Origin of the sequence: Suicoccus acidiformans (assembly GCF_003546865.1) — a bacterium.
GTDB classification, from domain to species: domain Bacteria; phylum Bacillota; class Bacilli; order Lactobacillales; family Aerococcaceae; genus Suicoccus; species Suicoccus acidiformans.
This window is the reverse complement of the sequence record NZ_CP023434.1, coordinates 70,832-97,408: the sequence shown is the minus strand read 5'-3', so window position 1 is coordinate 97,408 and position 26,577 is coordinate 70,832. Positions and strand designations below refer to the sequence as shown.

Below are 26,577 nucleotides of genomic sequence, written 5' to 3'. Positions count from 1 at the left end.
GTGGTCCAGATTCCTATTATTGGATCATCTCATTGATTTCTTCTTGTGTAGCTGGGAATACATCCGCTGCAGCTGCACCATTTAAAATCTTATCACGTGCATCACGGTACACATCTGAAGCTTGCAGGCCTTGGTTACCAGGGAATGACGCAAAGGCTACCAAGTCATCCATATGAGCATACGATGTTTGGAACATTTGATCGTTATCAATTAAGTCTTTCAAATCAGTATTCTCAGTTGCATCTGTGGTTGGCGGAAGGTAACCTGTACCTGCTGTCCAAGCCGCGATGTTTTCTGGTTGGTATAAGAATTCGATGAATTTCCAAGCAGCTTCTTTTTGTTCTTGGTCTTGGCCTGTAACAGCTAACATCGAACCACCTGCTGGGACAGCGCGCTCACCGCTTCCGTCGTTACGTGAAGGCAATTCAATGGCTACCGCTTCAAACGCAGCATTATCTGATACGTTCTTACGTTGAGCAATGGTTGTGTTTAAGAAAGCAACATCACCAGAGATGAAAGATTGATGCCCTTCATCTGTTGCGGCATGCATTACATAACCTTCTGCAATCCCATCAGCCCAATCTTGAACTGCTTGAATTCCTTCTTCAGTTGCGAAGTTAGCTGTACCTTCTTGGGTTACAGTCTCGCCACCGTATGTTTCAACATATTGTTGAGTTGACCAGTTGTCATTAGATTCTGTAGTGTATAGACCGTATTTACCAGTTGCTTCTGTAACTTGAGCAGCTGCTGCATACAGGTCTTCCCACGTTTCAATGGCTTCATAATCAACGCCCGCTTCTTCACACAATTCAGTGTTAACGTAAACAACCGCTGTAGATACAGAGTAAGGGAAACCTAATAAGTCTCCTTCGAAGTTGCGCGCTAAGTTAAGCATTGGTTCAGGGAATTTCGCTTCAAGGAAGCCTGTGTCTGCACCAACTTCTTCTAATAAAGTCTCAGGGGCAGTGAATGGGAAGTTCGTTGCAAAGTATTCACGGTAAGCCCACCCAATTTGTACAACAGCTGGATATTCACCTGTTGCAGCTTGAGTTTGAAGGCTTTGCATTAAACCAACATATAACCCTTCGTGGAAGATTGGCTCAACAACGACTTCGTCTTGAGATTCATTGAATTTCTTAACTAAGTCATTCAAAGCACCTCCACCTTGGGTTTCAGCATTGCCGTGCCAGTATTCGATTTTCGTTTGAGCATTTGCATCAACAGCAAATGCACTCATAAATGCTCCCGCAGCAGCTAACGTTAAGGCAGTTTTCTTAATCAATTGCTTGTACATACTTTTCTCCTTTATGCTTAGGCGTGAATGCCTGTAATTTTTTCAATTGTTGCTTCAATATCTACTGGATAACCAATATTATTCGTTGAATTCTGTTCAAAGAATGAAATCCGTGCGTTATCGAGCGTCAAGTAAACTGTATCACCAACTTCAGCAACACGTCTGTCTGTTACAGCACAGATTATCTCGCCTTCAAGATCAATGTAATTCGCATAGTTGGAACCCTGGTTTTCTATATTGCGAACCACCCCCCTTAAGGTATTTTGAGTATCTGTTAAGGAAACACCAATATTTTCAGGACGAATACCTACATAAAGAGCCTGACCATTTGCATGGGTATTAATATAATCAACCCAGCTTGGTGCAATCTCAACACCTTGGCTACCTATAATGATTTGGCCTTCAGCATAACGGCTATTCTCCAATACATTCATTGGTGGGTTACCAATAAAGCGAGCAGTAAAGATGTTCGCTGGTTTATGATAAATATTCTCTGGTGTATCAATCATTTGCAATTCACCAAAGTTTAAGAGAGCAATCCGGTCACCAAATGTCATCGCTTCGGTTTGATCGTGGGTTACGTAAACGATTGTTTGACCGTATCTTTCATGAATATCTGTTAAGGATTCACGGGCAGATACACGTAGTTGCGCATCCAAGTTAGATAAAGGCTCATCTAATAAGAAGACAGATGAATCTTTCACTGTTGCCCGGGCTAAGGCAACCCGTTGACGCTGACCACCGGAAAGTTCTGCCGGCTTACGCTCTAAATATTTACGCAAGTCTAACGCGTCAATGACTTCCTCGAAACGTTCCCGAATACGTTCTTCAGGAACCTTATTTACCCGTAAGCCATAGGTAATATTTTCTTCAACTGTCATATGTGGGTATAGGGCATAGTTTTGGAATACCATTGCCACGTTACGCTCACCTGGCGTTACATCGTTAATAACTGCGTCATTAAAACGCATTTCCCCTGAAGTAATTTCTTCAATGCCGGCAATCATCCGTAAAATGGTAGATTTCCCGCAACCAGAAGGTCCTAATAATACAAGGCGCTCACCACTATTAATAGTGAAGTTCATATCCTCCATGATTACTGTTTCGCCATAGGCCTTCTTTAAGTTATCTAAAGTAATTGTTGTCATCTCTGTCCTCCTATTTAATGCCAGATGCTGTAAAGGTTCCAATAATACGTTTCTGGAAGATGATGTATAGCAGTAACGGAATACTCATTGTTACAACAGATACCGCCATCGCTACCCCAAAGTCCGTTCCACCTTCAGCCGACATAAACATTTGTAAGGCTAGAGGTAGAGTGTAGTTCTCTTCTGTACGTAAGATTAAAGATGGCCACACAAACTCATTCCATGAGTTGACAAAGAACCAAATACCCGTTGATGTGAGTTGTGGTTGAATAAGCGGTAGGATAATATCCTTAATAATGCGCCAATCGCCAATATTATCTAAATGAGCCACCTCAATCAGTGAATAAGGTATATTACGCATCGCTTGATTTAAAAGCATAATTCCTGCTGCATCCGCTATTTGAGGGAAGATAACACCAAAGATGTTATTGTTAAGACCCATCTTAGAAAGCAATAAGTAGCTAGGCAACATGGTTACAGTAAATGGTACAAAGATTGTGGAAAGAAAGATAAAGTACACTACGTTCTTCCCTTTGAAATCAAAGTACACAAAAGCATACGCGGCTAAGAAAGATGTCACTAACTTTAGTACCGTAGCAGTTGTAGCAATTATGGCCGTATTCAATGTAATTTGAGCCATCGGCAAACGTTGGAAAAGCGTTTTGTAGTTTTCAATTGTTGGACTTAAAGGAATAATATTCAATACGTTATTGTAGATGTCTTGCAAAGGTCTAAAAGAAGTACCTAAAGCAAAGACAACCGGGAATAACCAAATAATGGTAAATAAGATAAAGATAATTAACCAAATGCGATTACTAGCGGTAACTTTAGTTTGCATAGTAAACTCCTCTCTCCGTAACTCTCATTTGAATGAAAAGTAGGATAACAAAGATAATCAATGTTACAACAGATAAGGCTGCTGACGTTCCTATATCAAACAAGATAAAGGCGTTATGATAGGATTCATAAATCAAGTTAGATGAAGCTCCAGCCGGTCCACCTTGGGTCAAGTTTGAAATAGGTGTGTATACATATTGCAAGCCGGTAACGATTGCCATAATCAATGTATAAAGACCTGTTGATGATGTCATCGGTGCTACAATATCTTTGAAGATTCGCCAAGTTGGTACATTATCTAAACGAGCACTTTCAATGACTTCTCCATCCACCCCTGAGATGTCTGCATACAAGGTGATGAAGTTATAGCCGAATACTTTCCACGCAGTAATGTAACAAATTACCAGAATAACTAAGCTCTCTGATACACTCCAGTTCGGCAAGCTCATACCGATGAAACCGAGTAATTTCGCAATCGGTCCCGACGTTGGATTTAGTATCCAGTTATAGACAATCGAACCTACCACCATTGAGATAAATGACGGTAAGAAGAAGGCCGATTTAAAGAAATCCCTAAATTTAGGCACTAGGAAATGTAAGCAGAAGGCCATAATATATGGCACAACAAAGTTCATTAGAACTAAGACAATGATGTAGAACAATGTATTCTTAAGCACCTGTATAGTCTCAGGATCTGTAAATACATTGATATAATTTTCAAAACCAACAAAGTCTTTCTGCGGACTAATCATATTCCAATCAAAAAAGCTCAAGTAAATGGTATACGCCACTGGGTAGAATACAAAAATACCGAATATAACAATTGCTGGTAAAAGATATAAAAACGTTTTGACGTTATTGTTCTTCACTCATAAAACCTCCTTAAGCACCGAGAATCTTTGTAAAATTCCGGTGATGCTCTCCTTGGTATCCACGTTTATTTAAAGCGAAATAGTCAGTGTTAGCACCGAGCCATATGCCTAGTTGTTGATAGTATTTAGACAAAGGAATTGCTTCGATTTTAATTTGCCTTGAATCTATTTCAATACTTCGAAAATAAGGCTGATCATAGAAATTAGCAATTTGCACATAGAGCCATTGCCCTTGCTCGACAATACTATCGGCGTGCGTATGCCCATTGACATATATTCCCTGCCCTTGGTGCTGATTCAGAATTTCTTGAATCGGCAAATTAGGATCAATCGCATATAGGATATTATCAGACCAATAAGTCGTACGATAGACCGGATGGTGGGCTAGAATAATCAAAGTTTGCCCTTTATGCTGGGGCACTTCTTGAGCTAACCATTCCAATTGTTCCAGTGATAAAGTGCCACTATAGTCCACTTTATCCATGACGCGATTGGTATCAATCTTTAAGATACAGTAGCTTTCATCCTCGTACAATTTGCCATAGAGCGGCTGCTGGATACAGTCTTGAATCGCATCCTTCGGCAAAGAATAAGCATCGTGATTTCCTATCACTAATTGAAAGTCTTGCTGATAATCATACGCTTGTATTAATCCAAGCACTTCAGTAAACTCTTCCTCTGTGCCCATATTCGTCAAATCACCAATCGACACATGGAAATCACACGTCATGTCAAACCATTCACTGAAGACTTGCCTGAAATAAAGCTCCCTAGTCTCTTCATAAGCTTCAACTCCCCGAAAATTGGACGAGTAGTGCATATCACCGACAATGCTTAATTTCATAAATTAGCCTCATCAATCAGATCTTGTACTTCCAATTCTCCGTCTAAAATCTGACTACGATATTCATCAACTAAATCATAGGTATCGTCTTCCAATTGACCCTTCAGGATATCCACTTGCTCTTCATAAATACCTAACTCATGAATGCCTGCTTCAATTTCTTCACCCGCTGCTAAGCGACCAACAAAGCGTTCAATAGTACGGTTGTAGCGTTTAATAGTAGATGTTAAAGCAAAGTTACCTTCGTCTCCGTTTTCCTTCACATAAATACCTTCATCAATTTGGTCTACATCTGAACCGATAATCCAGAATAGATGATTAGGGTCTTCACGTTTAATCTCTTGCCCCGCTTCAAAAACCCCTTTATTTGGTCTAGAAGCTGCGGTGTAAATTACATCAACGCCTTGCTCAAACATCTCATGGGTCGCTTGACGAGCTCCTTCAATGTCATCAACATTCTCAACCGAATGAACGATAATCTCAGCATCTTCATTGGCAATTTGAACCCCTGTTCTAAAGGCTGTTTCAAACTCTGCTGCTACCTCTTCGTCCCAGCTAGCAACAAAGCCAATTTTGTCTACTTCTGTCTCGTTACCAGCTGCCAAACCAGCTAAGAAAGCTGCTTCATAGTCTTTAAAGTCAACCGAAATAACATTATCTGCTTCAACATGGCCATCAATCAGCAGAAACTTTTGCTCCGGAAACTCTTGCGCGAAAGTCTCAACAACATGCTCAGAAATATTACCAATCAAAGAGATATATTCGTACTGTCCAATTGCTTCTTGAACATTTCCCATGGCCGCCCCTTGGTTGATTGTCTCAACATAGGTTACTTGTTCTTCCGTTAAACCATGTTCTAGACGAACTCCCTCTAATCCTTCTAAGGCTACATCTACATACTTATTCACGCCTTGAGGCTCCGCAATTAATACGAGGCTGAAATCTTCCTCTGCAGCCGCTGTAGCGAAAGGCGCTAATAATACTAAGGCACCCGCTGCTAATAATGTCTTTTTCATAAAACCCTCCTTCTTCTTTACAAAAAAGAACCCAGATACACCAATCTGGTTCCCAACGCTCAATTTGTTCAGAATATCTCTGTCATTTAGCGTTTGCCATCCTTAAATCTATTCCTCATCCTCTTCGATACACGTCACTCCCAACGTTTTACGTATGCCAACAGTATACTTATCGATTGTAAATTTAGTGTAAATATCTTGTAAAAAATATGTATAGAGATAACTATATTTGTCTCTTTCTTAAAGCTTACGAATTAGCGAATAATTATCTTCCTTCTTTTACAAGTAAAAAGTATCTATTTATCTTTTCTATTGCTAGTCAGGTATCATTTCATCCTTGAATATACTTAGTGAAACCAGCATGTTTACTCAAACTTACCAGTATATAAATTGTGCTTATGGTTTCTGATGTCCTTGATACCTACCTTTACGCAAAATGACTTGTGTAGACGCGCTGTATAAGTACCTTTACATAAAAATTACATTATATTTACGATAACTAAACAAACTGAGGCTATACTTAAAATGAAATCTAAGATTTATTGCAAGTAGTGAAACGTGGCTACTATGATAAGCTGACGACCTATAAAATTAAGTGAGCCCGTTAAATTGCGAAGGTATATCAATATTTATTACTGGCATCGATATCACCTGAGTCTATTTAACGCTTATTTCCCGTATACTAATCAGGAAGTTTAACTTCCTAGTACAAATGACTCATCATTTGGTATGTCTTTCAGCTCTACCGTAGTAGAACGTTAGCTACAGCATCAAGGATTTCCATGGGATTGCAGACGTCGTCGCATATATAAAAGCATTTCGCTAAAAATAGGAGGATTTATATGAAGAAATTTATTAAAGTTGCTGCAGCGGCTTTAGCATTAGCTGGAGCGGTTATGCCTGCTACAGCACCTATCGCTAGCGCGCAAGATAAAGTACAAATCGAATATTGGCATCCAAATGCAGATACTCAAGGTGGTCAAGCTGTTAACCAATTGGTTGAAGAATTCAATGCTTCTCAAGACGAAGTAGAAGTTCGCGCAGTTTACAATGAGGGTATGTATCAAGGTTTAATGCAAAACCTGCAAACACAAGCAGCTGCTGGTAACACTCCTGCTTTAGTTCAAATCGGCTGGTCTTACCGCGAATATTTCGCCAATAACTTTGCCTTCACACAACCTCAAGATATTATCGTTGCTTCATTCCCAGATGATGCTAACTACTTAACTGATAAATTCGAAGATAACATCTTTGCACTAGCAACGAGCAACGAAGGCTCACAAGTTGGTTTACCTTATTCACTATCAGTTCCTGTACTTTACTTGAACATGGATATCTTAAATGAAGCAGGCGTAGATGCTGAAAGCTTAACTACGTGGGAAGCTGTTCGCGAAGCTGCTAATCAAATCGTGGAAAACACCGATTATGAAGGCTTATACATCGCCGAACATGCGGATAACTGGAACATTCAAGCGATGATTGAATCTAACGGTTCGCAAATTCTTAAAGATGGTCAAGCTGCTTTTGCTGATGAGCAAGGTCAAGCAACTTACCAATTCTACCAAGACATGGTTAATGAAGGTAGCGCCCTACACGTACCTAACGACCAAGGTCAACAAGCATTTATCTCTGGTGAAGTTGGTATGGCTCACATGACTATTGCACAACGTACCAACGTTACGTCAAACGGACAATTTGAAGCCGTTGCTGTAGAATCTCCTGCTTTCGAAGGTCACGAACAGAAATTACCTGCAGGTGGATCTATGCTTGTCGTTACTGCTCAAGAACCAGAACAACAAGAAGCAGCTATGAAATTCATCAAATACTTGTACGAACCAAATAATGTTGCCTTATGGTCAGAAGGAACTGGTTACGTACCAGCAACAAAGGATGCGACTGAAAACGCTGATCTTGCGACTGTACTTACAGAAGACCCAATCTTCTCTGCTGCCTATAACTCACTGCAATACATGGTTCCATGGGCACCATTCCCTGGAGATTCTGGTCTAAACGCAGAGCAATTATTAATTGATCTACGCGACACAGTCTTAAATGGCGGAGACGTTGCAACAGAAGTTCCTGCAACCCAAGACGAAATCAATGCTTTAATTAACTAAGCACTTCAGCTTAAAACCGAGCAACACGCGCAAGGTCCCCTTTTGGTGGGATGCCTTGCGCGTGTTTTTGGATTATGTAGATTTAATAAACCTACCGCAAAGATATATGTATTACCGCTTTACTTAGCCAACAATTTCTCTTTTCAAACACATACGCACTAAGGCCAACCTACAATAAAAGCCGCACAGGAAGATTCACTCCATCCCGTACGACTTTTAAGTGTTTATTTCTTTAAACCTAAATTCCTGTACTTTATTATAGGCTACAGCATTTGTGCATACTAAACCAAATTTCAAACTCCTAGCGCTGCGTTAGCACGCCTTCAACCTTCTCCGAAGTTTTCAGGCTTGCCTGGCTACTCGACTCGTAAGCAGCAAAGCTGCAACGATTCGATGTGTGCCAGGTCATCCTAAAAATGCGGCGCTAGGAGTTTGAAATTTGGTTTCGTTAGCACATAAGCTTTATGAAAATAAATATAGAAAAACAGATATTTATGTAGCGTATAAAGTTTATGAGCTATATAAATTGCAATGAATCTAAAAAACGTTGATATAGAAGACGTTTTCTGTTTCTTGATCTGTAGCTTACAAAAAACTCAGAAATTTGGGATTTAGAAAGCTTTGCACTAATTACTCATTTTTGTCATCAGGAGAAAATATATCATTTAAGTATAAAGAGAAATAAGGAGATGTATGAAATGAATTTAATGTTAAAAGTAAAAGATTTTGGAAATGTGAACTGGGAAAATGCACTACAAAGTGTAAAGGACTTCTGGGTGCCAACACTAATTGGAGTTGTATGTATTGGTTTACTTATCTTTGGTTACAACAAGTTAGTTAAGAAACGTAAGTAAGAAGGGAGAAAATAGATGAGAAGAAGAACAAATGAATTACTTTTAGTTGCAAATAATATTTCTAAGAATTATCAACAAGGCGATAAAGAACTACAAGTTCTATCTAATATCGATTTACAGGTGAATCGTGGAGATTTCTTAATTATTATGGGTTCTAGTGGTAGTGGTAAGACTACTTTACTAAACTGCTTATCAATGATAGAACCGCCTAGTCATGGACGAGTTCTATTTGCAGGAGCAGATCTAACAGCAATGTCTGATAATGAATTAGCAGACTTTAGAGCAGAACATATTTCTTATATTTTCCAGTCATATAACTTAGTTAGTAGTTTGACTGTTTATGAAAATATTATCCTACCACTTCAGATTAGAGGAGAAGATGTTAGAGAAAAAGAGCATTCAATAAGAAAACTTATGGATAGGCTAAATATCCTAGAATATATTGATGCCTTTCCTGATCAATTATCAGGTGGTCAAAAACAAAGAGTTGCAACGGTTAGAGCTATTATCAGTGGTACTGATATCTTAATTGCTGATGAGCCAACTGGGGCACTTGATTCTGCTAACTCTGATAATTTGATGGAGTTTTTTGTAGAATTAAATGCTAACTTTAATACTACAATTATTATGGTAACTCACGATCCACTAGCAGCTAGATATGGTGATAGGGTTATTTTCTTAAAAGACGGAGTTATTGGTAGAGAAATAATTCGTTTGAATGGCCAATCACCTAAATCATATCTAGATGAAATTTATGATCATGTTCAAGCAAGTGAGGTGTAAGTTGTGCATTTACGATTAGCTTATAAAAACGTAAAAAGAAACCGCAGTACCTATCTTGTTTATTTTATGACCTTAACTATTATATATGGTTTAATATATTCTTTTACTGGTGTTTTAAAACACCCAATGTTTAATGAATTAAGTGGGGCACAAGATTTAATTAATAGAATATTGAATCAATATATGCCACTTGCTTCAGCTTTTGTACTTATATTGCTAGCTTTATTAGTACTATATGTATCAGATTTCGTAATGAGAAGAAGGCAACGCGAGTTAGGCTTATATTCATCGCTTGGTATGAGAAATTCAAAAATTGGTGCGATTCTATCTTATGAAACTGGCTTAGTAAATTGCTTGGCTCTTATATCAGGTTTATTATTAGGACAAGTTTTCTCAGCGGGTCTAACACTTCTAGCTAAGAAATTATTTAGTATAGAATACGATAAAACTTTATTTTATTTCTCAGGTGAAACAGTATTACAAGTATTTTGGGTATTTGTTGGGGTTGTATTAGTTAGTGCATTTCTAACTTGGAGAAAGCTTAGAAAGATAAGAATCATAAGCTTCTTATCAGACCGAGATGAAGAGTCAGTTATTATAGCAAACTCAGGTCGTTTAGATGGGATCTTATTTACTGTATCAATTGTTCTATTATTACTAGTATTGTTCTTTGTAAGAAGTGATAATTTAAAAGTAATAATCAAAGACCATGGTACAAAAGTTTTATTTGCTTTAATAGTAGCGGTATTATTATTCTACTACTCATTATCGCATGCTTTAATAAACTTATCCAAGAAGAATAAAAAATTCTATTATAAAGGCTATAATACCTTAACTCTTAGACAGGTATCTAGAAACTTAGGTAAAAATATTCAAGCGATGGCACTACTTTCTCTATCGCTTGGAGTATCAATTATACTAGCTTTAGCATCTGAAAGTAGTTTAAAAGCAACTAATAAAGCAATTGATGGTGCAGGACCTTATGATTTTATGGTTATTCAAAATCTAGTTGATGATTTAGGACAAAGATACGAAAGTGCTGATATAAAACAAGTTCTTATAGAAGAAGGTCTTACTGCTGAAGAACTAGGAAACGGCGAACAGTTAACTGCTTATGAAGCAGATATAGTATATGAAGATATTATTGATTGTAGTGATCTTATAAGAGCTGATGAAGGCTTGGGTCAAAAGCCAGTAGAGGTAATTAAAGTATCTGACTACAATAAAGCAATGCGTTTACAAGGTAGTGAAGAAGTTCATTTAGGATCAAACGAATTTATGATTAATTGTAACCACGAAGGAACTGAAAAACAAGCCAAAGATTTCTTGAAAAATAAAGGCGAACTTACCTTGGCTGGTGTTAAATTAACAGCTAGTGAAAATGCTTATAGAGATTCAACCTTTACAATAATTCCACCAGGGGGAAATGATAGAGGTACTCTTATTGTAAATGATGAAATCTGTGAGATGTTACCATCTACAAGTAATATATATATTACTAAATTTACAGGTGACGTTGATGTTACAGCCTTATCAGAAAAGCTAAATGATTTAGAAGAAGAACATGCAGCTCATTTAGGTGAAACTGGTTTATGGTGGGAATATATGAGTTACAGTAAGAAGGAACTTTCTGATGTAACTTATGGCTTTAACGGTGTCATAGTCTTTATAATGTTATATCTAGATATTGTAATTATCATAATATCACTAAGTATCCTATCAATTCAATCAACTAGTGAAATAACTGAACAAGCAGATGACTTTTCTGTACTTAAATCCCTTGGTACAACACCTAAACAAGCTGGGAAGTTGGTATCTAGACAGATTCTTATGTACTTTATAGCTCCAATGATACTAGCTATACCATTTGCTTATGTTGGAACTAATTTGGTTATAAGGCTTCTAGAAGAGCAGATGAAGTTGATTATTCCTATTAAGTGGACAGCGTTATCGCTAGTTATATTATTATTAATTGTTTATATAGTAATAACAAACAGCCTAGCTAAGCGCACACTAAAGTCAGAAATGTCAAAAAGAATATAAAGTTTATTAACCTAGTAGGTAATTATCTACTAGGTTAAACTTGTATTAAAGCAATTGGATCTATAACTGTAATCAACTTAAAAAATTATACAATTAAGATACCGTAGTTCCAGTTAATATCGAATTCAAGACGCTGTGGCGGTACGCCTACATATCTTGCTGCGCTGGCGCTTGCAAGGATATTTCGGACTTGCCTGACTACTCAATCCATAACTCGCTGTGCTCGAACGGCTTAATGTGTGTCAGGTCATCCTGCTGCCACGGCGTTTGAATATCGCTATTAACTTTCACTATTAGCTAAGTAATTAAAGTGACTGTGGTAATATGTCTATCGTACAAAACAGATGAAGCGATTATATTAAAACCAATATATCCCAAGGCAAAAGAATCATTTTGATTTGGGATTGGTATTAAACTTGTACTTAGGGGTTATAAGGAGTTAAATTAGATTAATTAGTGAACAAGGAGCAAGTCTATGAAATTTCAAAAACTACAAAAATACTTATTAGAAAATAAATTTATTAACTTATTAATTGTTAGTCTAATTCACTTTGCGACAATTATCCTAAGTGTATATAACTTTAAAACTTATGTTACTGAACATGCTTATTATTCTAATAGAATAGGGCTATTAATAATAAGCTTGTTATTTATGTTTGCATATTTGACTTTTATAATAAGTGATGAAAAGGAAAGTAATTTATTCTATATTGGTTGGTTATTTGTAATTATCGCGGTGGGGACGGTCTTTATCATTTCTGCCAATCCTTACGGTTTAGTTTTTGTTGCCTTACTTTATTGGGCGTTATTTGAATCAACTATGCATATTGTATTTCGCGGTAAGACTGAATTTATGAGTAAATATAATAGATTTATTAATATATTAACAGTTGTAGTTTGTGTGTTATGTTTAATGATTCCATTAGAGCCACCATTTCTAGATAATATATTTTCTCTATATTTAAATTATCGAATTATAATGGGAGCTTCTTTTTTACTAGTTAGTCTAATATATCGAAAACACATAAGAACTTTACTTAAACAGCAGAGAATAGAGTTAGGGATACTGATCTGTTTGAATTTATTTGATATGTTGATAGTTATTTTTGGGACCGAATTTTTCCCTATTTTAGACTCGCCTAAGTTTGAGAATATCTCTGATGTTATGTATCCTACTTCAATTGTTTTATTCTTACAAGCACGAATTGTAAGTGGGGTATTTAAGCGTAAATTCACAGCTTTTCAAAGGCGTTTTCAATTAGCTTTAAGCTTATTAGGTATAGGCTTATTTCTAGTTTTAATTGTAGTTGGAGCTGTTGTAAAGTGGGAAGCGGTTGAGGTTTTTGTTGTGTTTAATCTTTTACTGTGGGCTTTTTCTTTTGCAGTTACTATAATGAGAGGCTTAATTGAGAGTGCTATTATAAATGATGATTTCTCGCTTCTAAAGCCGATTAATGCGCTTGAATTAGTTGTAAATAGTAATGATGAAAAGGATGAATTTTCAGATTTTCTACATAACGAGGTTCTGCAAGATATAGTTGTAATCAAGAATTTAAATGAATTCTCTGATCAAGTTGATGTAAAAGATAAGATTGATAAATCAGCCGATAATCTTATAAGAATAATAAGAAATAGGCTAGATAAATATAGTGATGGGTATTCTGATAGACTAAGCGTAAGGGAGAACTACGAGAATTTAGTATATACAGTTTGTGATAGGCTTGATTCTGATAAGCGTATTATGTTCGAGCTTGTAGGTAATAGTAATATTTTACTAGCTCCATATGACCGCTTAATCTACCGCATACTAGAAGAACTAGCAACTAATGCTGTAAAATATGCAAGTAAAAATGATATTGAAATAATTATATCAATAGATAATAACCTAGTAGAAATTACAGCAAGTAATTCCTATAGTCAAAATACTATATCAAAAAGTACTAAAAAAGGGCAGAGTCTACTAGAGGCAAAAGTTGCATTACTAGGTGGAAGTTTTCAAGTTGAGACCATAAATAATAAATATAATGTATTGATTGAACTGCTGATTGACAAGGAGGTTGCTAATGAATATTTTATTAATCGATGATCATAAGATGCTTACAGAAAGTCTTAAGATGTTACTAGAATTAGATGATGAAGTAGCTGTAGTTGATGTTATAAATAGTCCAGATAACTTGCAGGCTTCGACTTATAAAGAATACGATATAATTCTACTAGATTTAAATTTCGGTGAAGTATCTGACGAAAAAGGCTTAACTATTGCAAAAGAGTTATTAGAAGAAGATCCTTCTTTAAAAATTATTATAATAACTGGTAACACTGGCCCAGCTTATGAATTCCAAGCTAAGCAGATTGGAGCGTCAGGCTTTTTCGATAAATCATTAGGGGTAAAAGAATTACTAAAAGTTGTAAAAGGGGTCTATTCTGGAAGAGAATACTTTAGCGAAAGGTTTACTACTGGAAGTAATGCAGTCTTGAAATACCAAGATAGGATATATGAATTACTGACTAAAAAAGAAGTAGCTATATTAAGAAGGTTATGGCAGGGCGAGACAATTCTTGAAATAGCTGACAATGAAGGAATTAGTAAAAGAACCGTCTCTAATCATATTAACCATATCTATGATAAATTAGATGTTCAAAGCCGTGAACAAGCAATTCGTTTAGCAAGTCAGTTGGGGTATTTTGATCCAGAGTAAGCTTATGTTAATATATGGCGTTGAATATTGTAAAGTTTGTGTTAATTTTCAAGATATGTTCGTTTTTTTCAGTGAAGTCTTCTTTATTTCATCCCAAATTCCCGTGTTTTTTATAGGCTACATCAGAATTCACAAACTTTTTCAATAAATTCATCTGGATTTATACCGTAATCTTCTAAAATATCACGTTGTTTTTTGGTCAACGGAGCCATTACTCCTTTTCTTCCTTGATACTTATAAAGAGTAATCTTCTCTAGTTCTAACAATAATGCCTTAACAGTAGGTGCATTCCTATCGCTAGGCATATCACTTCTTTCGTGGTTCAATAAATAAGAATGTATTATCAAAGCGATGAAAGTAACGAACATCTTGCCATCCATAGCTGAAATTAAATGAATTCTAAGTCTGTCTGTGTCAAGGGTGTTCTTCATGCCATTGAAGAAACCTTCAATCTCATTACGACGTCTATAAATAGCTAGAATCTGATCTGGATGTTTATCCATTCCTTTTGTAAGAATCGCAAAAGTACCTGCTAGTTCAAGGTTTTCTTCAATCTTTTCGTTATTTTTCTGGTAATCCTTTAGTTCTCCTTTAACTTGCTCTAGGTTATGGTACTTAGAACTAAAACTTTTCTTTTTAATTCCTTTTTGTTTGGCTAACGTTTCATCTTCTTGCTTTATTCTTTGATATATCGTTTGTTTTTCTTCTGCAGCACGCATTGGCTCTCTAAATAAGTATAGCTGATATTCACTTCCATTGATTTCGATTTCTACTTGCTTCCCGTTAGCAGCAGTGCTGTAACAGTAGTTATCAACCTTTTCTAAATCAAACACTTCATCTAAAACCTTATTTTTAAACTTATTTTGAGTTAGTGGCGCCATCATTATAAACTTCTCTTCTTCAATCTCTTCAAGTTGTTCAAGGTTCCCTTCGGTCATAAAGCCACCATCAAGAACCCAACAAACATCTTTAAAATTTAGAATCTTAGATAGTTCAAGACTACTTGTAAAGTGTGTCTTATCAGGAATACTTTCGTTATACACTTCATAAGCAACAGGAAGACACTTGTCAGGATCAAAGAATGTGCCAAAGTTGATTTGGTCTAGCTTCTCACCGTCACGGTTATATCCTCTTTCAGCTATTGGTATGTTTTGACTATAAGTAGATACACTTGTTACGTCATAAGCTAGATAGCTTGTGTCTGTTTCTAAGTACTTATTCCACTCCTGAAAGAATGACCAATGTCTATCTATAGTTAACTCTTCAAAGAACTTATTTAATTGATGAGAATGTGGAACTAGATCATAAGCGAGTACATGTTTTGAATAATAATCTTCTAGATTCATCATTACTCCACCTTTTTTAACGATGTAGATAGCTAAGTTTAAAATCTCACGGTAGTAGTCTGGAAAGACCTTCTTTAGAACTTCTTCTAAACCACTCATCTCAGCTATTTCTTTTAAGAATACAGTTTCAGCAGCTAAGTGAGCTTTAGGTGTTTGGATTGGTTCAATCTTTTCTGGTGCTCCAAATAATTCTAAGTAATTATCGTTTGGGTACATAGTAGTTGGATCATCTGGATTTAATTTACCAATAGCGCGCTCTCTATGAGTAGGTGTGTTATTTTTATTACGGTAAGTTTCTACTGAATAATAAACATAATTAGTTCCGTTTTTAGCGGTTTTAATGCTGGTTTTTGTTTTTGGTACTTCAACTAAATAATTATGGATTGCCATTTTGTTTTCCCTCCTGCATTTCACAAACTTTATACTTTTTGTAGCCTATAATTAATATAGGCTACAAAAAGTATAAAGGTCAAGAGAAAAACCAGAGAAAATGCAATTTAATGCACTTTTTCTCTGGTTTATTTAAGTAGGGTATAAAATTCACGGGAATTTAGGTTTAAAATACGATTTAGGCTAACTTATAGCCTAAGCAGCTTACTTCAAGAGAGCTGTAACGTCTAATTCACCCGCGCGGATTTGATCACGGTAGTCAGAGACAATATCATAGGTCTCCCCTTCTAATTGTCCAGCTGAAATATCAATCGCTTCATCAGCGACACCATATTGAATATTGCCCGCTTCCAGTTCACCATTATAAGACTGCTCAGCGATATCGCGAATCACTTCACCAGCTTTCTTCAGTGTAGACGTCAACGTAAATGAACGCTCTTCTTCACCAACGAAGTATGCTCCTTCGCGTGTTTGATCCACGTCAGCGCCAATTGCCCATAACTCTTGTTCTGGATTCTCCATCAATCTTTGGCGAATCGCAGAGAACATACCTAAACCTGCTTGACCCGCTGCATGGAATACTATATCTGCTCCTGATTCAATCATCTCATGGGTTGCTTGCGTTGCACCGTTCGCATCGTCAAAACCATTTAAGTAAGTGACTTGAACTTCGATATCAGGGTTAATTTCCTCAACTCCTGCCAAGAAACCTGCCTCAAAAGCATTTATCGTCTCGTTATCTAATCCTCCAATGAAACCTACTTTCTCACTCTTCGTTTCTAAAGCAGCTGCGATACCAGCTAAGAAAGCAGATTCATAGTCTTTAAATAAGACAGAGGTAACATTCGGTAGGTCGATGGCTGAGTCAATAATCGCATAAGCTTTGTCAGGGTTTGCGTTAGCAAATTCTTCAACATGAATTTCTGTTTGCGCACCCAGGCCGATAATTAAATCATAATCATTCTCCGTCGCTTCCACGAAACGAGTAATATAGTCGGTTTCAGTGAAGGCTTGCATCGCAATGGCACCGCCTTCTTCTAAAGGTATCGAATGATTGTTCGCAAACTCATTCAGACCTTCGACAGCATTCTGACTAAAAGAGTTCGCTTGGTAATTACTTTGATCAGTGATAAGCGCTACGGAATAGCCCTCTGCTTGTACTACAGGTGTAAAAATAGAAGCCATTAATACCGCTAGGCTCATGAATTGCATATTTTTCTTCATAGTTTTAACTCCATCTACTTTGAAATTAGCGATAGCGCTAGTTCAACTTCATTTGTAATGATTCCTTCAATATCCAAGGCAATCATTCGCTGGATCTCTTCTGGCTTATTCGCAGTGTAAGCATTGACCCGTACTTGTTCGCGCTTAGCACTGTCAACATCCGCTTGTGACAGCATCATATGATACGGATGATAATTCTCCACTCCATATCGCTTACAATATTCCCCAGCATCCAAAATCGCATTCAAGGTAAGAAAACCTGTTTCAATCTCAGGATTTCGTTCACGTACCTCCAAGATTGTATAGGCATTAAATGAAGAAATGAAGACTCTATCTGCCAGACCATATTCATCTACCAGTGACAAGGTCTTTTGAACAATATCTGGATAATGATTAATATCTGTCTTCAACTCAATATTTAATCGGAATGCTTCGGGTAAATCCTTATACCATTCGAATACTTCCTGCAGGCTTGGTGCAGTGATATCTTGATGGTCTTCAGTTTCAGCAAATTCAGGAAATTCCGCTAGAAATTGATAGCTTTGAATCTGCTTAAGGGTTAATTCTTGGATAGAACCAGATCCATTGGACGTTCGGTCAATGGTCTCATCGTGGCAGACTACTAGCCTGCCATCTTTCGTCATATGAACATCTAGTTCAAAGCCGTGTGCACCAAATTCATAAGCTTTCTTGAAGGCCAGCAGAGTGTTCTCAGGATATTTCCCACTATATCCCCGGTGCGCAATAATATCTGCCATACTATTGTGCCAACCCATCTACATCACGTGGACTAAGAATACTTTGTTCACTCGCTTTATCAAATAAGTGAATATTCTCCATCTCTAATTCAACCCGAATTGTTTCCCCAATCGGAACGTGACGTGGTGGATTGAAGCGTGCCGAGTTAATACGCGTTGCACCTTCAAAATCATAATAAACAAAGGTATCTGAACCAACTTGTTCAACGTTCTTAGTTACAATTTCAACAACATTAGGTCCTTCTAATTCACCAGCGAAATTAATGTTCTCTGGACGAATGCCTAAAACCACTTCTTGACCTACCGGCTCAGCTGTCAAGCGTTTCACAATTGCTTCAGGTAGAGCTAAACGTAAGTCTCCTGAATGGAATTCAATGCTTTCTGGTTGCTTCCATAGACGACCTGTAATCATATTCATTTGCGGACTACCGATAAACTCAGCAACGAATATGTTCGCTGGATTATAGTAAAGGTTAGCAGGTGTATCAAATTGCTCAACATTCCCCACACTCATAACCGCGATACGTGTACCCATCGTCATGGCTTCTGTTTGGTCATGCGTTACATATATAAAAGTTGTCTCTAGCTCACGGTGTAAGTTTACAATTTCAGAACGCATAGTAACTCGTAGTTTAGCATCCAAGTTTGACAAAGGCTCATCTAGTAAGAAGACTTTCGGATTGCGAACCATCGCGCGACCAAGAGCTACCCGTTGACGTTGACCACCAGATAAAGCGCCAGGTTTTTTGTCCATAAGTTCTTCAAGTTGAAGTACTTTAGCCACCTCGTTGACGCGTTGGTAACGTGCTTCTTTACTGACCCCTTGCATCTTCATCGCAAAGGCCATATTGTCACGCACATTCATATGTGGATAAAGGGCATAAGATTGGAATACCATTGCGATATCACGGTCTTTAGCTGAGACATTATTGACTAGCTGATTACCGATGTACATTTCACCTTCAGAAATCGATTCTAAGCCAGCAATCATCCGCAAGGTTGTTGATTTACCACATCCTGAAGGTCCGACCAGCACAATAAACTCTTTATCTTTAATATCTAAATCAATGTTCTTAACAGCTTTGTAGCCGTCTTCGTATACTTTTGCTACTTTATTTAATTTTAAATCTGCCATTTTATACTCCTTATATTAACCCTTAACTGCTCCAGCAGTAAGGCCTTTGACCATATTTCTAGCTCCAACAACAAAGATGAATAGACTTGGAATCATACATAGAACAACACCTGCAACCATTAAGACCAATGATTGCGAATCGACACTGTTCAACATACTGATACCTACTTGAACGGTACGACTTTGATCCGTATTTGTTGTAAGTAGTGGCCACATGTACATATTCCATCCAGATAAGAATGATTGCACTGCCATCGAACCTAAAGTCGGCTTAATAAGTGGCATTAAAATTGTAAAGACAAAGCGGAAGTCGGAACATCCGTCAATTTTAGCTGCTTCATAGACTTCATATGGGAAGTTCTCTAAAGCTTGCACACATAAGAAGATGTTGAAGGCCGAAACCATAAATGGAATAATCAAGACAATAATGGTGTCCGTGATACCCCATTCTGAAACCATCAAGAATTGTGAAATAATAACCGCTTCACCTGGAATCATCATCGTTGATAAGGTGATTGCGTACACTAGTCCTTTGCCTTTAAACTCTAGAAAGCGGAAAGCAAAGCCAGCTAATAAGGACGTGACAATCTGCAGAACTGTAATTGAAATCGCCACAATCAGTGAGTTACGAATATAAATATGGATTGGGGCCACATTGAAGACGTTCTTAAAGTTTTCAACGGTTGGGTTCTGAGGAAATAAGAAACTATTTGGATCATATAACTCTGCAGATGGTTTAAAGGCCATCAGGAAACCATAAATTAATGGGAACATCACGAGTAACCAAACAATAATATTCAGAATAAGTAATCCAATATCACGCCGTCTCTTCTTGCGAAGGTATTCTTGTTCGATTTGATTCATTAGTTCTCTCTCCTTCCTCTAAAGTAGAACATGACAATAGTCAGTAACATAACGATAATAAATAAGACCACCGATTCAGCTGAAGCGAACCCATAACGGTAGTTCATAAAGGCGTTACGATAAATATCATAAACAATAACGTTCGTTGCTTGCCCAGGTCCACCTTTGGTTAAAATATTAATCTGACCGAATCCTTGGAAGGCATTAATAACGTTCGTTACGATGACGAAGAATAAAGTTGGTCGCAAGGATGGAAGGGTAATGTGCAGAAATTGTTGGAAGCCATTCGCCCCATCAATAGAAGCACTCTCATATAGAGAATCGTCAATACTTGCAAGCCCTGAACTAAAGTAAAGGAAGTTCATCCCACTATTTAACCAACCAGTTAGAATCCCTACAACCCATAGCGCATAAATTGGGTGAGAAAGGTAGTTTGTGAATGTGTTAAATAATTTATTGATAATTCCCACGGAAGGATTTAGCATTACTTGGAAAATCATCGCCATCCCTGAAGATGCAATCGCCATTGGCATCGCATAACTGGTGGTGAAGAATTTAATACCCGGGAAAGTTTTCTGACATAATAAGGCCGTAACAAATCCAATTAAGACCCCCACAGCTACGACGATAACGACGAATTGCAGTGTCACTGATACACTATTCCAGAAACTTTCACTCGTAAATAATTCAATATAGTTATCTAGCCCAATAAATTCCGCATTCTCACCCATATTATTCGTTAAGAATAAACTACGGTAGATTGTTTGAATGAATGGCCAGAAAATAAAAACACTAAGAATAATAATCGCTGGGAGCAAATAGGCATAACCTTGAATCTTCTCAGCAAAGGTTCGCTCCCGCTCTATAATTACTGGTTTTTCAGACATATTTTCCCCTTCTTTATGAAAAAAGCGCTGGATATAAGCACAAGACTTAATCCAGCAGCTTTCGTTTAAGATTTAACTATTGATTTGCTGTATTGTAGTTTTCAAGAGCTGCGTTTACTTGGTCAGCCATTGATTTCGCTGCACTTGCTGGGTCTCCTTGACCGTTTAATAAGTTTTCTAATTCACTTTCATAAATTTGACGCGCTTCTTGGTTTACACCAGATAAAGCACCTTGATCTTCTGGAGCAGAATCATGCAATTGATCAATCGCTGTTTGGAATTGAGGGAATTCTGCTAAGTTATCTTTGAAGACTTGCTCGTCATGGGCAGCCGTCGTAACTGGGAAGTAACCTGTATCACGGTTCCATTGAGCTTGAGCTTCAGGTGAGATTAAGAATTCAATAAATTTCCATGTTGCGTCTTTCTTCGCATCATCACCAGAATTAATCATCCATAGTGAAGCACCACCGATTGAAACACCACCTTGATCTTCTGCATCAACACCTGGGAAGTAAGCTGTTCCAACTTCGAAACGTCCATCAACTTCTGTTAGAATTTGACGTAAGCTTGCTGTTGAACCAATCATCATAGCTGATTGTCCAGAAACAAATTCTGGTTGACCGCCCTCACGACCTACGTTAGGGAATAAGCCTGCATCTGAACCTTCTTTCCATTTCGCAATTGTCTTCTCCATTGCGCCGTTATCTACAAAGACTGTTTCCGTTGGAGCCGCTTCACGACCATTACCATTATTGTAGATATGTTCTTGTTGTTTGGAGAACCATTGTTCAATAAACCAACCATAAAGACGTAGTGAAATAGGCATTGCTGCACCAGCTTCTACTAATTGAGGTCCTACTTCAATGATTTCAGCTAAAGTAGAAGGCACTTCTTCAATACCTGCTGCTTCAAACAAATCTTTATTGTAGTACATAATTGGGGTTGAAGAGTTGAATGGCATCGAATGTAATTGCTCATTGATTGTATAGTACGCTGCCAAGTTAGGCTCGATTTGAGAAATATCATAGTTATTGGCATCAATAAATTCTTGCACAGGAACAGTTAAACCTGAGTCAATCATAAATGTTGTACCTAACTCGAATACTTGTACTAAGTCGGCACCAACTTCTGAACCTGAAGCTTGTGAACGTAGCTTAGTCAACGTCTCATCATAGGAACCTTGGTATTGAGCTGTTACATGAATGTCTGCTTGAGACTCATTAAATTGGTCCACAAGCGCTTGTAAGGCCTCTCCCGTTGATCCACCCATTGCATGCCAGAATACCAATTCTACTGGCTCTTGAGCTTGAGCTGTAAAGGCCGGGGCAAACGTACCCAAAGCAACAGCTAAAGTCATTGCAAAACTAACAAATTTACGCATGAATTTCTTCATAGTGCTTTCTTCCTCCTAAAATTTGTATTTCCGATACGACTCTATAATAATGGATGTTTGTAAATTCAATGTAAATATAGTGTTAAAATAATGTATTTTGAATAAATTGCCCTAAATATTTAAGGGTTTAGCAAAGGCGTTACAATAGTGTTTATCATTTATTGTATGCATTACTTTAGGTTTCTTATGTTTTATTCCCGACTTTTATCGATGATACTTTGTCGGAAATTTTAGCGCTATCTTCACTTTATTTTCAGAAAAAATAATATTTATAGAAACTTAGCGAAATATCATCTTCTCATTTAACAACACTTACTACTCATAATACTTCCCTCTAGAAATAGACAGACGTCTTAACATTCTTAGCAGTAATGAATGTAATAAAGAAAATTGCCGGACATCAGCCAATAACTGTGTCCAGCAACGATAGTCTAGTATTATTGATTGGCAGCATTATAGTTTTCAAGGGCTGCGTTAACTTGCTCTGCCATCTTTTGGGCAGCTTCTGCTGGTGTAGATTGGCCGTTTAACATATTCTCTAACTCCGCTTCATAGATTTGACGCGCTTCTTGGTTTACACCAGATAAGGCTCCTTGATCTTCTGGAGCTGAATCATGTAATTGATCAATCGCTGTTTGGAATTGAGGAAACTCAGCCAAGTTATCTTTGAAAGCTTGTTCCTCGTGAGCAGCTGTAGTTACTGGGAAGTAACCTGTTGCAGCATTCCATTGGGCTTGAATTTCTGGCGAAATCAGGAATTGAATGAATTCCCAAGTTGCGTCTTTCTTCGCATCATCACCAGAGTCAATCATCCATAATGAAGCACCACCGATTGAAACGCCACCTTCATCTTCTGCGTCAACACCTGGGAAGTAAGCTGTACCAACTTCGAAACGTCCATCGACTTCCGTTAAGATTTGACGTAAACTGGCTGTTGAAGCAAATGTCATAGCAGCTTGTCCCGAGACAAATTCAGGCTGGCCACCATTGCGTCCAACATTTGGCATCATACCTTCATCTTGACCACGTTGCCACATAGCAAGTGTTTTTTCCATCGCGCCACTATCAACGAATGCGGTTTCAGTTGGAACTCCTTCACGTCCATTGCCATTATTGAAGATATCTTCTTGTTGCTTAGAGAAGAATTGGTCAATCCACCATCCATAGATTGAAATAGATGCTGGCATAGCAGCCCCTGCTTCAACTAATTGTGGACCTACTTCAATGATTCCTTCTAAAGTAGTTGGTACTTCAACACCAGCTGCTTCAAAGATATCGGCATTGTAGTATAACAATGGCGTTGATGAGTTAAAAGGCATTGAATACAACTTGTCATCAATTGTATAGAAGGCTGCTAAGTTAGGTTCAATTTGTTCCACGTTGTAACCTGTTTTGTCGATATAGTCTTGTACAGGTACAGTTAAACCTGAATCAATCATGAAAGTTGTACCTACTTCAAATACTTGAACTAAGTCTGCTCCAACTTCTGAACCGGATGCTTGTGAACGTAATTTCGTTAACGTTTCATCATAAGATCCTTGATATTGTGCAGTGACATGGATACCATCTTGAGACTCATTAAACTGATCTACAATAGCTTGTAAGGCCTCTCCTAGATTTCCGCCCATTGCATGCCAGAACACCAACTCAACTGGCTCTTGAGCTTGCGCTGTAAATGCAGGTGCAAATGTACCTAAAGCTACAGCTAAAGTCATTGCCAATGTACCCATTTTACGCATAAATTTCTTCATTGTGCTTTCTTCCTCCTAAAAATTGTATTTTAAACACATTTCTATCATACGAAATCATTGTAAATTTAGAGTAAATATAATGTGAAATTATATATTTATAGTTAAATTGAAGTAAATATTTAGTTACATTTGATGGATAACAATGTATAGTCCCGCTCTATTATCTAACGTTTCAAGCAGTTACACTTATTAAAATGAACAAAAAAAGAGAACCTTCCTATGGTCCTCTCTTAAGTACTTCAACTTTTATAAATCTTCTTCCTCGTCTTCTTCCTCATCCTCATCAGACTCCTCATCGTCATCATCTGAGAATTCAAGATCATCATCCAAGGATACTTCATCTTCGCCTAATTCATCCAAATCAGACGCATAGACAGTTAACTCTTCATCCGCTGAATCGTCCTCGTCATTCATATCATCCATATCGACAACGTCCAAGCCGTCTAGACCTTCATCTTCGTCCTCTTCATCATCTTCGTCGTAATCTTCATCGTAGATATCATCAATATCTTCTGGGTCGTCTTCATTGTAATCAATCATATCTTCATCAAAAGCATTTAGCTTGCGAGTCTTCTTACGACGGCGACGACGTGGTAAATCATCATCATCAATTGAGTTAATAATTTCTTCATCAATTGAATCAATCGCATACCAAGCTCGTAAACCCCAACGATTTTCTCCCAGAGAGATAAAGCGACCGTCAATATTTAAATCTGTATAGAAACGAGCCATTCTCGCTTCAAGCTCTGCTTCACTCATATTTAAATAATCTTGAATTGTGGCTAGTAAGTCATTGAACTCGTATACTTCTCCTGATTCTTCTAAAATCGCAAAGGCGACTTCAATCATCGAAAGTTCATCAATGTTCTCGCCAACGAATGTCTTCAACTCCATTGCGACACTTCCTTCCTGATATTCCTTCATATTTTACCGATTTAATCCAGTAAAAGCAATCGAAAATGATAATCTGCAAGTGTTTCTGAACCTAAGGATATTTGATAATAAATATTGATTTCTTGCTTACTTGCTTCCTCAAGTATTTCAATCGCTTTTGTTTCAACATCCAATAACCAAAGTCCGGCAGGCGTTTGATATTGGCTTTGCGTAATTGAGACAGGGTTGAAGCGTAAATCATAGGCAGGTTGCTTAATATCAACTAAATAAGTCTCCGCTGTCGGATGTACTTGCCATTTGACTTCTATCGGCAGCCCTTCATTATCGTGATAGTTTACCTTGCGGAAACTTCTTAAAGAGAGATACTCACCAATGATATCGACTTTAAAAGACTCCTGTAAATCCTGATCGATATAGTTTATTGTTTGCTCCACAATGACCCTCACTTGCTTACGTTCCACACAAACCTCTCCCTTTCCTTAGCTTTTCCTATTATAGTGTAATTAATGGTATAATACCACCAAGATAAAGTATACCAAAAAGGAGTGTATCCCCAAATGAAGATAGCCACTGAATTTCCTTATTTAGCACAGCATTACTGGCTACTATTTGATGACCGTCTTAATGAGGACCGCGAACGTGCCACAAGTGCTTTAGCCTATCAAGATAGTTTCATCCGCTGGTTGCCTGAAGTCAATGCTAAACAGACACTTTACAGCGACCATTCCGCTTTTGGCGTTATTCATTGGTATCCTTATGCCTATCCTGTTGTCTTATTAGGAACACGCGATGCTCGCCTGCCGGAGGTCACGGCAGGGATTCGCTATTTAGAAGAACAAGGCTATCAAGTTGTCTTAAGACCACATGGGGGACTCGCAGTTGTGTGTGATCCAGGAGTTATTAACGTCTCCTTGGTGAGTGATAATCAGCATTATCCCTTAAGCATTGATGAAGCCTATGAGCAGATGGTAGCTTGGATTTCCCAGGCACTTGCCCCACTTGGCCTCGAAGTTGAAAGTTATGAAATACCAGATTCCTACTGCCCTGGTAAATTTGACCTCGTCCTCAACGGCAAGAAAATTGGCGGTATCGCACAAAGACGCTTCAAAACAGGCGTCACTACAGCAGCTTATTTAAGTGTGAATGGCTCCCAAGATGAGCGGAGTGAGCTCATTCGAACCTTCTACGAGATTAGCCAAGCCGATGAAAGCTACCCTGCGGTTCGAGCAGAAGTCATGACAACTATCGAAGAGGAATTAGGTAAGCCCTTCCGTGTTGACGACTTATATGAACTTTTAATCAATACGGTGCATAACTACTCTATTACAGAGCAAAGAACATTTGTTGATTTCTTCCTCTCACAGCACTATGGCAAAGCTGTTGAACGCTTAGACAAACGTCGTAACGATTTGCGCGCAGAACTTTAAG

The 26,577-nt window shown here is 37.7% G+C and carries 23 protein-coding genes; 7 read left to right on the top strand and 16 right to left on the bottom strand.

The annotated features are described in order from the left end of the window. Nucleotides 1–16 precede the first annotated feature (16 nt). Genes CL176_RS00470 through CL176_RS00445 form a run of 6 tightly spaced genes read right to left on the bottom strand, consistent with a single transcriptional unit; the run spans nucleotide 17 to nucleotide 6,011 of the window. Nucleotides 17–1,294, bottom strand: a complete 1,278-nt coding sequence (locus CL176_RS00470; protein WP_118989548.1) for an extracellular solute-binding protein — start codon at nucleotides 1,292–1,294, stop codon at nucleotides 17–19. A 17-nt stretch (nucleotides 1,295–1,311) separates the two neighbouring features. Beyond that, nucleotides 1,312–2,442, bottom strand: a complete 1,131-nt coding sequence (locus CL176_RS00465; protein WP_118989547.1) for an ABC transporter ATP-binding protein — start codon at nucleotides 2,440–2,442, stop codon at nucleotides 1,312–1,314. A gap of 10 nt (nucleotides 2,443–2,452) precedes the next feature. Beyond that, nucleotides 2,453–3,280 carry a carbohydrate ABC transporter permease gene (locus CL176_RS00460; RefSeq protein WP_118989546.1) on the bottom strand — a complete coding sequence of 276 codons (828 nt, stop codon included), beginning with the start codon at nucleotides 3,278–3,280 and terminating at the stop codon, nucleotides 2,453–2,455. Further along, complete coding sequence (locus CL176_RS00455; protein ID WP_118989545.1) at nucleotides 3,270–4,148, bottom strand: carbohydrate ABC transporter permease; 879 nt, start codon at nucleotides 4,146–4,148, stop codon at nucleotides 3,270–3,272. The genes CL176_RS00460 and CL176_RS00455 overlap by 11 nt, the downstream gene beginning before the upstream one ends. 13 nt (nucleotides 4,149–4,161) lie before the next feature. After that, nucleotides 4,162–4,995, bottom strand: coding sequence for a metallophosphoesterase family protein (locus CL176_RS00450; RefSeq protein WP_118989544.1), 834 nt, complete (start codon nucleotides 4,993–4,995; stop codon nucleotides 4,162–4,164). Further along, nucleotides 4,992–6,011, bottom strand: a complete 1,020-nt coding sequence (locus tag CL176_RS00445) for a BMP family lipoprotein (RefSeq protein ID WP_118989543.1) — start codon at nucleotides 6,009–6,011, stop codon at nucleotides 4,992–4,994. The genes CL176_RS00450 and CL176_RS00445 overlap by 4 nt, the downstream gene beginning before the upstream one ends. Nucleotides 6,012–6,853: 842 nt before the next feature. Here CL176_RS00445 and CL176_RS00440 point away from each other — a divergent pair. The 6 genes from CL176_RS00440 (at nucleotide 6,854) to CL176_RS00420 (ending at nucleotide 14,507) form a co-directional block, all read left to right on the top strand. Next, nucleotides 6,854–8,128, top strand: a complete 1,275-nt coding sequence (locus tag CL176_RS00440; protein ID WP_118989542.1) for an ABC transporter substrate-binding protein — start codon at nucleotides 6,854–6,856, stop codon at nucleotides 8,126–8,128. 698 nt (nucleotides 8,129–8,826) lie between these two features. Further along, complete coding sequence (locus CL176_RS12140; RefSeq protein WP_162890740.1) at nucleotides 8,827–8,982, top strand: hypothetical protein; 156 nt, start codon at nucleotides 8,827–8,829, stop codon at nucleotides 8,980–8,982. Nucleotides 8,983–8,997: 15 nt separating this feature from the next. Beyond that, nucleotides 8,998–9,765, top strand: a complete 768-nt coding sequence (locus tag CL176_RS00435; RefSeq protein ID WP_118989541.1) for an ABC transporter ATP-binding protein — start codon at nucleotides 8,998–9,000, stop codon at nucleotides 9,763–9,765. A gap of 3 nt (nucleotides 9,766–9,768) precedes the next feature. Continuing rightward, the gene (locus CL176_RS00430; RefSeq protein WP_118989540.1) at nucleotides 9,769–11,808 is read left to right on the top strand and encodes an ABC transporter permease; all 2,040 of its coding nucleotides are present in this window, start codon (nucleotides 9,769–9,771) and stop codon (nucleotides 11,806–11,808) included. A gap of 475 nt (nucleotides 11,809–12,283) precedes the next feature. Continuing rightward, a complete protein-coding gene (locus CL176_RS00425) occupies nucleotides 12,284–13,894 on the top strand; it encodes a sensor histidine kinase (RefSeq protein ID WP_118989539.1) in 1,611 nt (536 codons plus the stop codon). Continuing rightward, nucleotides 13,872–14,507 carry a response regulator transcription factor gene (locus CL176_RS00420; protein WP_118989538.1) on the top strand — a complete coding sequence of 212 codons (636 nt, stop codon included), beginning with the start codon at nucleotides 13,872–13,874 and terminating at the stop codon, nucleotides 14,505–14,507. The genes CL176_RS00425 and CL176_RS00420 overlap by 23 nt, the downstream gene beginning before the upstream one ends. 122 nt (nucleotides 14,508–14,629) lie before the next feature. On the opposite strand, the gene CL176_RS00415 is transcribed toward CL176_RS00420, so the two are convergent. From CL176_RS00415 to CL176_RS00370, 10 genes are all read right to left on the bottom strand, one after another. Next, nucleotides 14,630–16,243, bottom strand: a complete 1,614-nt coding sequence (locus CL176_RS00415) for an IS1634 family transposase (protein WP_118989537.1) — start codon at nucleotides 16,241–16,243, stop codon at nucleotides 14,630–14,632. Nucleotides 16,244–16,447: 204 nt separating this feature from the next. Beyond that, nucleotides 16,448–17,467 (bottom strand): BMP family lipoprotein, encoded by a 1,020-nt coding sequence (locus CL176_RS00410; protein ID WP_118989536.1) that lies wholly within the window; start codon nucleotides 17,465–17,467, stop codon nucleotides 16,448–16,450. Between the two features lie 14 nt (nucleotides 17,468–17,481). Continuing rightward, nucleotides 17,482–18,225 carry a glycerophosphodiester phosphodiesterase gene (locus tag CL176_RS00405; protein ID WP_162890739.1) on the bottom strand — a complete coding sequence of 248 codons (744 nt, stop codon included), beginning with the start codon at nucleotides 18,223–18,225 and terminating at the stop codon, nucleotides 17,482–17,484. A 1-nt stretch (nucleotide 18,226) separates the two neighbouring features. Beyond that, entirely contained in the window at nucleotides 18,227–19,360 is a 1,134-nt protein-coding gene (locus CL176_RS00400; RefSeq protein WP_118989534.1) for an ABC transporter ATP-binding protein, read from the bottom strand. A 15-nt stretch (nucleotides 19,361–19,375) separates the two neighbouring features. Further along, on the bottom strand, nucleotides 19,376–20,224 hold the full coding sequence (locus CL176_RS00395; RefSeq protein WP_118989533.1) for a carbohydrate ABC transporter permease: 849 nt from the start codon (nucleotides 20,222–20,224) through the stop codon (nucleotides 19,376–19,378). Beyond that, entirely contained in the window at nucleotides 20,224–21,111 is an 888-nt protein-coding gene (locus tag CL176_RS00390) for a carbohydrate ABC transporter permease (RefSeq protein WP_118989532.1), read from the bottom strand. Before CL176_RS00390 ends, CL176_RS00395 begins: the two co-directional genes overlap by 1 nt. A gap of 76 nt (nucleotides 21,112–21,187) precedes the next feature. Further along, nucleotides 21,188–22,504: an ABC transporter substrate-binding protein gene (locus CL176_RS00385; RefSeq protein ID WP_118989531.1), complete on the bottom strand. Its 1,317-nt coding sequence runs from the start codon at nucleotides 22,502–22,504 to the stop codon at nucleotides 21,188–21,190. 437 nt (nucleotides 22,505–22,941) lie between these two features. Next, nucleotides 22,942–24,255, bottom strand: coding sequence for an ABC transporter substrate-binding protein (locus CL176_RS00380; protein ID WP_118989530.1), 1,314 nt, complete (start codon nucleotides 24,253–24,255; stop codon nucleotides 22,942–22,944). A gap of 246 nt (nucleotides 24,256–24,501) precedes the next feature. Further along, on the bottom strand, nucleotides 24,502–25,149 hold the full coding sequence (rpoE, locus tag CL176_RS00375) for a DNA-directed RNA polymerase subunit delta (protein ID WP_118989529.1): 648 nt from the start codon (nucleotides 25,147–25,149) through the stop codon (nucleotides 24,502–24,504). A 41-nt stretch (nucleotides 25,150–25,190) separates the two neighbouring features. Further along, nucleotides 25,191–25,610: a YwiB family protein gene (locus CL176_RS00370; RefSeq protein WP_118989528.1), complete on the bottom strand. Its 420-nt coding sequence runs from the start codon at nucleotides 25,608–25,610 to the stop codon at nucleotides 25,191–25,193. A gap of 96 nt (nucleotides 25,611–25,706) precedes the next feature. Between CL176_RS00370 and CL176_RS00365 the strand changes: the two genes are divergently transcribed. Then, nucleotides 25,707–26,576: a lipoate--protein ligase family protein gene (locus CL176_RS00365; RefSeq protein ID WP_118989527.1), complete on the top strand. Its 870-nt coding sequence runs from the start codon at nucleotides 25,707–25,709 to the stop codon at nucleotides 26,574–26,576. Nucleotide 26,577 lies beyond the last annotated feature (1 nt).